This window comes from Mesorhizobium sp. M1322 (genome assembly GCF_040318085.1).
Classification (GTDB): domain Bacteria; phylum Pseudomonadota; class Alphaproteobacteria; order Rhizobiales; family Rhizobiaceae; genus Mesorhizobium.
In genome coordinates, this window is sequence record NZ_JAMYLP010000151.1 from 1 (window position 1) to 7,782 (window position 7,782).

Here is a 7,782-nt window from a genome sequence, read left to right on the forward strand (position 1 = left end):
CGAACAGTTCGCGTTCCGCCGACAGCGCTTCTTCGAACGGCAGCGTGATGGCGTTGCGGACCGACTGCGCACAGGCGATCGGCGCTTCGAGGCCGCGCGCCTTTTTGGCGGATTCCGCCGCTTGCCTGTCGAATTCAGGCAGTTCGGCCCGGTTGAGGCGATCATTGCGGTCGCGCACCGGCGTGAACGGTCCCTCCTTGCCAGTCATTTCGCTGGCGAACCGAACCGCCCGCGCGGTAACGTCGCCGTCGAAGACGGCGTCAACCAGGCCGGCGGCGAGCGCCTCGGTCGCATCGATCGGCGTTCCCAAAACGATCATGCTCAGCGCCTTCTTCGCACCGACGCGGCGCGGCAGTCGAACCGTGCCGCCACCGCCGGGCAGCAGGCCGAGTTTGACCTCTGGCAGGCCGAGCTTGGCCCCAGCGTTGGCAACGCGAAAATGGCACCCAAGCGCCAGTTCCAGACCGCCGCCGAGCGCAGTGCCGTGGATGGCGGCGACCGTCGGCTTGGCAATGGCTTCCAACACGGCAATGATCGCGCGCAGATCCGGCTGCTGCACCGGCTTGCCGAACTCGGTGATGTCGGCGCCGGCGACGAAGGTCCGCCCGGCACAGGCGATGACGACGGCCGCGACATCAGGCTCGTCGCGCAAGGAGACAAGCGCCTGCATCAGCGGCTCACGAACATGGAAGCTCAGCGCATTGACCGGCGGATTGTCGATGGTCACAACCGCGACGCCGCCATCCCTTGTAATGCTCACGAAATTGGACACGCAAATCTCTCGCAATGATGACGCCGACAATGCCGAGGGATTTACAGGGCCGATACCCGGATGGGAACCACGATGTTCGCGAAAAGGCTCCGGGCTCGCCGTGACCAGCCGCCGGGACTCTGCCATATCAGGTCTCGCCACAGCGATGGCCCCAATGAGAGCCGTCGCGATCCTTCCCACCCCCCTCTGTCCTGCCGGACATCTCCCCCCCAAGGGGGAGACTGGCCGTGTTCAAGGCCTTCGCCAATCTCGAAAGTCATACGAGTAGACGGGCGCTGGAGCTGCCGATCTCCCCCCTTGCGGGGGAGATGCCCGGTAAGGCAGAGGGGGTGCTGTCCCGCCGCCATTAAAAGATTCTGCACCGTCGCGGCACCTTTGTGCGAAAGAACTAGCGCAGCGCCTTCTGGCCACCCGCAGCCGTAATCACACCCACGATGATCAGCCCTGTCAGCAGCAGACGGACGCCGGCGCTGACACCGAACGTATTGAGCATGGTCAAGAGCAGCACCAGGAACAGGGCCGCGCCCCAGACACCCGGCACATTGGCCTTGCCACCCGCCACCGACGTGCCGCCGATGACGACGACGGCGATCGAGGCCAGCAGATACTCGTTGCCGATATCGACGTTGGCGCCGCGGAAATAGCCGGCGAGCAGCGCGCCGTCGAGGCCGCCGAGCGCGCCCGACAGCGTGTAGGTGAGGAAGCGGATGCGGCCGACATTGACGCCGGCCAGCCATGCGGCGCGGATGTTCTGGCCGATCGCCAGCACCGAACGGCCATAGATCATGCGCTTCAACGCGATCGCAGCACCGATGGTGAACAGCACGGTGAGGATCGCCAGCACCGGAATACCCAGAACCTGCCAGTTGGTGAAATTGGCAAAGCCCGGCGGCGGTTTGATCTGTAAGCCGCGGCCATAGCTGATGTCGATCGACTGGATGATGAAGCTCGCCGACAATGTGGCGATGATCGGCGGGATGCGCAGCGCCCAGATCAAGAGATAATTGGCGGCGCCGATCGCCATGCCGCAGGCCACCGCCGCCAGCAGCCCGACGGCGATCATCTGGTCATTGCCGTCCATCACCTTCATGGCGACGGCGCTGGCGAGTCCGATATTGGCCGGCAGCGACAAATCGACATTGCCCGGTCCGAGCGTGATCATGAACATCTGGCCGACACCGACAATGACGGTGAAGACGGCAAGCGAAAGTGCCGCCGTGATCATGCCGCCGCCGCCGTATCCGCCAGTGAAGGTGATCGTCGCCAGCCAAACCAGCAGCGCGCCGATGAAGGACCAGATCCAGGGTTTGGCGAGCAGCAATCGCAACGATGCCATCGCTCATCTCTCCCTGCGGCTGATCAGCACCCGGGCCGCCAGCACGATGATGAGGATGGCGCCATTGGCGGCTACCTGCCAATCGGGCGGGATGTGCATGAAGGTCAGCAGCGGCGAGGCGGCAAGCGCCAGTGTCAACGCGCCGATCACCGCGCCGATCGGCGACACCCGGCCGCCGACGAATTCGCCGCCGCCGAGGATGACGCCGGCGATCGAAAGCAGCGTATAGCCATTGCCGATATTGGCATCGGCCGAGGTGGTGATGCCGATCAGGGCCATGCCGGACAAAACGCCGAACAGGCCGGCCAGCGCGAACAGCACGATCTTGGTTTTGAGCAGCGACCAGCCGGCACGGCTGAGAGCCGCGGCATTGCCGCCCGATCCGCGCAGGATCACACCATAGGAGGTGCGCATCAGCCCGAAATGGACGACCGCCGCGATCAGCAGCGCCGCGATGATCGGAAAGGGAACTAAGGGCGGCTTGAAGGCCATGAGCGACAGCAGCCAGTCCGGCGCTTTGCCGCCGGGCTTCGGCAGGATGAGGATGGCCAGACCCTGCCAGACAAAACTCATGCCGAGCGTCACGACGATTGAAGGCAAATTGCGCAGATGGATCAGCGCGCCGAGCAGCGCATAGACGCCGATCGATCCGAGCAGGATCAAGACGCCGACCAGCGGCGCGTCCTTCAGCCATGTCGCCGTGACGCAGCCGACGAAACCGACGAACGTGCCGATCGACAGGTCCAGCTCGTTGCCGGCAATGACGAACATCTGCGCGATCGTCGCCAGGGCGATCGGGATCGCCAAATTGAGCATCAGGCTGAAGCCGAAATAACTGATGGCGCGCGGGTTGAGCCAGGCGATCGCCAGCAGCACCAGCACCAGCGACATCGCAGGCAGCAGCCCGCGCAACAGGCGAGCCCGCGCCAGCGCGCCGCGCTCGGAAGAACTCTTGGGACCGGTCTCGACGGGTGCTGCCGTCATCTCAGGCCGCGTCGCCGAACGAGGACTGGATGATCTTTTCCTCCGTCAGCTCGTCGCGCGTAAGATTAGCGACGATCCGGCCGTTCTTGAAGACATAGATGCTGTGGCAATTGTCGAGCTCTTCGGTTTCCGTGGTGTACCAGAGGAAAGTGCGGCCGCGGCCAGCCTCTTCGCGCACAAGATCGTAGACCTCGAGCTTGGTGCCGATATCGACGCCGCGCATCGGGTCGTCCATCAGCACGATTTTCGCGTCGGAACCGAGCGCCCGGGCAAACAGGACCTTCTGCTGGTTGCCGCCGGACAGCGAGAAGATGTTATTGTTCATGTCAGGGGTGCGGATCCCGATTTTCCTTTGCCAGAAGGTTGCGAGTTCGGCTTCGCGTTGCGGCGAGATCAGCAGGCCATTGCGCAATCGCTTCAGCGAGCGGACGCCGATGTTTTGCGCAATCGACCATTGCGGAAAAATCCCGTCGGACTGGCGGTCGCCGGCCACCAGTGCCACCGGCGCGGTGACCTCGATGCCGGTTTTGCCGCGCGCCGCGGCGGCGAAGATCGCCAGCAGCAGGTCCGTCTGTCCATGGCCGGCCAGCCCGGCAAGGCCGATGATCTCGCCGGCATGCGCCACGAGCTCTTTGCCGTCCTCTTGCCGCGCTGGCCGGGCCCGGACCCGCAATGGCCCGGTCTCCGGCTTTTGGGTCGCGATTTTGGCGGCGATTTTCTCACGCGCTTCCGCTCCACCCATGGTCGTCACCAGCCTGTCGCGATCGAAAGCCTTCGCCGCATCCGACGCAACGACCTTGCCGTCGCGCATCACCACGATGCGGTCGGCATTCCCGAGCACCTCGCCCAGAACATGCGAGATCAGAATGCAGCTCTTGCCCCCGGCGACAAAGCGCCGGACGAAGGCCAGCAACTGGCCGGCCGTGTGCGCGTCGAGCGAGGATGTCGGCTCGTCGAGGATGACCAGTTCGAGCGGATCCTGCGTCACCGTGAAGGCACGCGCCACCTCGACCATCTGCCGCCTGCCGATGGAAAGATCGCTGGCGATATCGGTGGCGGAGATGCTGTGGCCCGGGAATATCTCGTCGAGCTTGGCGGCAATGAGATCGGCCGCCTTGCGCCGCCAACCGAACCCGCGCAGCGTCGTATGGTTGATGCGCGTGTTCTCGGCGACGCTGAGATTTGGGCACAGCGACAGCTCCTGGAACACGCAGCGTATGCCGAGCTGTTGCGCGCGCGGCACCGAATAATTGTCCTCGACATGGCCGCGCACCGCGATCCGCCCGCTGTCGGGCACGAGCGTGCCCGCCACCATGTGCATGAGCGTGGACTTGCCTGCGCCATTGTGGCCGACGAGACCGACGCATTCGCCGGCACGGACGTTGAAATCGACGCCAGCGAGCGCACGGACGGCGCCGAAACGTTTTTCGGTGCCGTCCAGTCTGATGATGTCGATATCGGCGGCGCCGAAACGTTTTTCGGCGCCGTCCAGTTTGACGATGTCTGCGTTACCTCTAGGCATCCCTAGCGACATCCGGGTGGCGATGCAGCTGGCAACGTGCCACGCTCACTTGATGTTGGCTTTAATCGCCGCGATGGCGTCTTCCTGCGTGTATTCGTGGCTGGCGACACCACCCTTGGGGATGTTCGGCAGCTCCGCCTCGAAAGTATCCTGGGTGAAGGCGAGGTATGGCACCAACAGATCATGTGGCACATCCGTGCGGCCGTCGAGCACCTGCTGCGCCACCCAGAAGGCCAGCGACGATACGCCTGGCGCAATGGACGCCGACCAGGTCTGGTAGCCGTCCTTGTCCTTCTGTTCCTTCCACCATTGCAGTTCATCCTGACGGTTGCCCATGATGATCGTCGGGCGCGGCTTGCCGGCCGCGGCGAAGGCCTGTGCCGCGCCATAGCCGTCGCCGCCCTGATCGACGACGCCGACGATTTCCGGCAGTGACGGCAGGATCGTCGCGACCGCCTTCTGTGCTGTGGTCTGATCCCAGTCGCCGGTCACCGAACCGACGATCTTGAACTTGGGATGAGCGGCGACGCCTTCCAGAATCCCGGCATGGATGGCGTCGTCGATCGACGTGCCGGCAAGGCCGCGGATTTCCAGCAGATTGCCGCCCTCGGGATGGAACTTAGCCATCTGCTCGACTTCCTGCCTGCCCATGTCCTTGAAGTCGACGACCACGCGATAAGCGCAGGGCTCGGTAACGATGCCGTCGAAGGAGACGACGACGATGCCGGCATCGCAGGCCTGCTTGATGGCGCCGTTGAGCGCGTCCGGCGAGGCGGCGTTGATGACGATGGCGTCATAGCCTTGCAGGATCAGGTTCTGCACCTGGGCTGCCTGGGTCGGCACCTCCTTGTCGGCCGTCGTGAAGATGTCCGCGGCTGCGACCACCCCGTCGGCGACCGCCTTCCTGGTGACGATGGCATAGCTGTCGAGCATCGCCTGTCGCCACGAATTGCCGGCATAATTATTGGAAAAGGCGATCTTCTTGTCGCTGGTGTCGGCAAGCGCGTTGCCTGACGCGAGCATCGCCGCAAGGGCACTCAAGACGAGTATCTTCTTCATGTGTTATCCTCCCATGGATTGCTGATCGTTGTTGGCTGCTGGTGGCTGTTATGACGACCCTCGTTTCAATATTGTCAGACAAATTTAGATGGGCGCACTTGTCAACAGCGATCGGTAGCGGTTTGACGATCAACTTGCGGTGCCATGATTGAAAAGGCTTCGGCTCCTGGTCTAGGGGTGGGGCAGGGAGACCGAAATCGAGATGGCAGCGACGCCGACTGATGCGCTGGGCGCACCCGGAATTCCGGCGCGCTGGACGTCAAGCGCCAAGAGCGGCGTCGGAACCGCGCTTTCGCCGGCCTGCCCTATATGGTTCACGATCAGCCACGGCATTCTCAACGAGGTCTACTATCCCAGCCTCGACAGCGCCTGCACGCGCGACATGGGGCTGGTCGTCACCGGCCCCGGCGGCTATTTCTCGGAAGAAAAGCGGGATGCCGTGCCCAGCGTCGAGCCGTTCGAGGATGGAGTGCCCGCCTACAGGCTGGTCAACACCGCCGCCGATGCCACCTACCGGATCGAAAAGCGTATTATTACGGACCCGGAACGTCCCGCTTTGCTGCAGGAAATCAGCTTCATGCCGCTGAGTGGCACGGTTGCCGACCACCGCGTCTACGCGCTGCTGGCACCGCATCTGGTCAACGCTGGCGTGGGCAACACCGCCTGGGTCGGCGACTACGAGGGAAAGCCTGTCCTGTTTGCGTCCGGGCGTCGCGTTTGCCTGGCGCTCGCCTCGTCGCTGCCTTGGGGAGCATGCTCGGCCGGCTATGTCGGTGTCTCCGACGGCTGGCAGCAACTGCGTCGTGACGGCCGACTCGACCCGGCCTGCCGCACGGCAGAGGACGGCAATGTCGCGCTGACCGGAGAGATCGGCTTTTCGGCTGTAAACCCAATGGCCTTGCTGGCGCTGGGTTTCGGAACGACGCCGCAAGAGGCAGCGGAAAATGCCTCGGCCAGTCTAAAGCGAGGCTTCGAGCCCGCAGCCAAATCCTATGTCCAGAAATGGCGCAACTGGCAGGCAGGCCTGCTGCCGCTGGACCGGCGTACAGCGCCCGGGATCAACACCTATCGCGTCAGCACGGCGGTTCTGGCGACCCACCGGTCCTCCGCGAAATCCGGTGCAGCCGTCGCCAGTCTGTCGATCCCATGGGGCTTCAGCATGGGCGACGACGATCTCGGCGGCTATCATCTGGTCTGGCCGCGCGATCTGGTCGAAACCGCGGGCGGCTTCCTGGCCGCCAGCGATCCGGCGCAAGCGCTTGAGATTCTCGCCTATCTCCGCTCCATCCAGCAGCCGGATGGGCATTGGCCGCAGAACGCCTGGCTCGACGGATCAGCCTATTGGCCAGGCATCCAGATGGACGAATGCGCCTTTCCATTGCTGCTCGCCGACGCGCTCCGCCGCGCAGGGCACCTGGCAGACGCCGCGTTGCTCTCCTTCATGCCGATGATCGAGCGCGCCGCTTCCTATGTTGTGCGCAACGGTCCCGTCACCGGCGAAGACCGCTGGGAGGAGGATGCCGGCTACAGTCCGTTCACGCTCGCCGTCGAGATCGCAGCACTGCTCGCCGCAGCCGACATGTTCGACGTTTGCGGCAAAGCAGAGCCGGCAAACTATCTGCGTGAAACCGCCGATGTCTGGAACGACCAGATTGAGCGCTGGACCTATGTCACCGGCACTTCACTCTGCGAAGAAGTCGGCGTCGAAGGCTATTACGTCCGCATCGCGCCGCCCGACACCGCCGGCGCGGCGTCGCCGAAGGACGGCTATGTGCCGATCAAGAACCGGCCGCCCGGCGATAGCGACCGGCCGGCCGAGGCGGTCGTCAGCCCGGATGCGCTGGCCCTCGTCCGCTTCGGCCTCAGGGCCGCCGACGATCCGCGCATCGTCGACACCGTCAAGGTCATCGATGCGCGGCTGCGCTGCGACCTGCCGCAGGGGCCCGTCTGGTATCGCTATATCGGCGACGGCTATGGCGAACATGCCGACGGCACGCCCTTCGACGGAACCGGCCACGCCCCGCCCTCGCCGCGGCTGGTGAGCGCCCCCGGCCCTTAACCACATGCGCCGCGCCCGACGCCCAAAGCAGCGAACCTGGGGCAGACGGT

The 7,782-nt window shown here is 64.4% G+C and carries 5 protein-coding genes and 1 pseudogene; 1 reads left to right on the forward strand and 5 read right to left on the reverse strand.

Annotated elements, in window-relative coordinates; all coding sequences use genetic code 11:
- From NKH12_RS29250 to NKH12_RS29270, 5 genes are all read right to left on the reverse strand, one after another.
- Positions 1-772: enoyl-CoA hydratase/isomerase family protein (locus tag NKH12_RS29250; RefSeq protein WP_352956307.1), on the reverse strand; the 772-nt coding region annotated here is incomplete at its 3' end.
- A 388-nt stretch (positions 773-1,160) separates the two neighbouring features.
- Entirely contained in the window at positions 1,161-2,108 is a 948-nt protein-coding gene (locus tag NKH12_RS29255; RefSeq protein ID WP_352956308.1) for an ABC transporter permease, read from the reverse strand.
- 3 nt (positions 2,109-2,111) lie between these two features.
- On the reverse strand, positions 2,112-3,092 hold the full coding sequence (locus NKH12_RS29260; protein ID WP_352956309.1) for an ABC transporter permease: 981 nt from the start codon (positions 3,090-3,092) through the stop codon (positions 2,112-2,114).
- 1 nt (position 3,093) lies between these two features.
- Complete coding sequence (locus tag NKH12_RS29265) at positions 3,094-4,614, reverse strand: sugar ABC transporter ATP-binding protein (RefSeq protein ID WP_352956310.1); 1,521 nt, start codon at positions 4,612-4,614, stop codon at positions 3,094-3,096.
- A 45-nt stretch (positions 4,615-4,659) separates the two neighbouring features.
- Positions 4,660-5,673 carry a substrate-binding domain-containing protein gene (locus NKH12_RS29270; RefSeq protein ID WP_352956311.1) on the reverse strand — a complete coding sequence of 338 codons (1,014 nt, stop codon included), beginning with the start codon at positions 5,671-5,673 and terminating at the stop codon, positions 4,660-4,662.
- A 202-nt stretch (positions 5,674-5,875) separates the two neighbouring features.
- On the opposite strand from NKH12_RS29270, the pseudogene NKH12_RS29275 reads away from it, so the two are divergent.
- Positions 5,876-7,711: pseudogene (locus NKH12_RS29275) on the forward strand (glycoside hydrolase family 15 protein); the annotation flags it as partial.
- Positions 7,712-7,782: the final 71 nt, after the last annotated feature.

What these genes read in the sequence shown, in the direction of transcription:
- NKH12_RS29255 (WP_352956308.1), bottom strand. Translation starts at nt 2,108, where the DNA reads ATGGCATCGTTGCGATTGCTGCTCGCCAAACCCTGGATCTGGTCCTTC.
- NKH12_RS29260 (WP_352956309.1), bottom strand. Translation starts at nt 3,092, where the DNA reads ATGACGGCAGCACCCGTCGAGACCGGTCCCAAGAGTTCTTCCGAGCGC.
- NKH12_RS29265 (WP_352956310.1), bottom strand. Translation starts at nt 4,614, where the DNA reads ATGCCTAGAGGTAACGCAGACATCGTCAAACTGGACGGCGCCGAAAAA.
- NKH12_RS29270 (WP_352956311.1), bottom strand. Translation starts at nt 5,673, where the DNA reads ATGAAGAAGATACTCGTCTTGAGTGCCCTTGCGGCGATGCTCGCGTCA.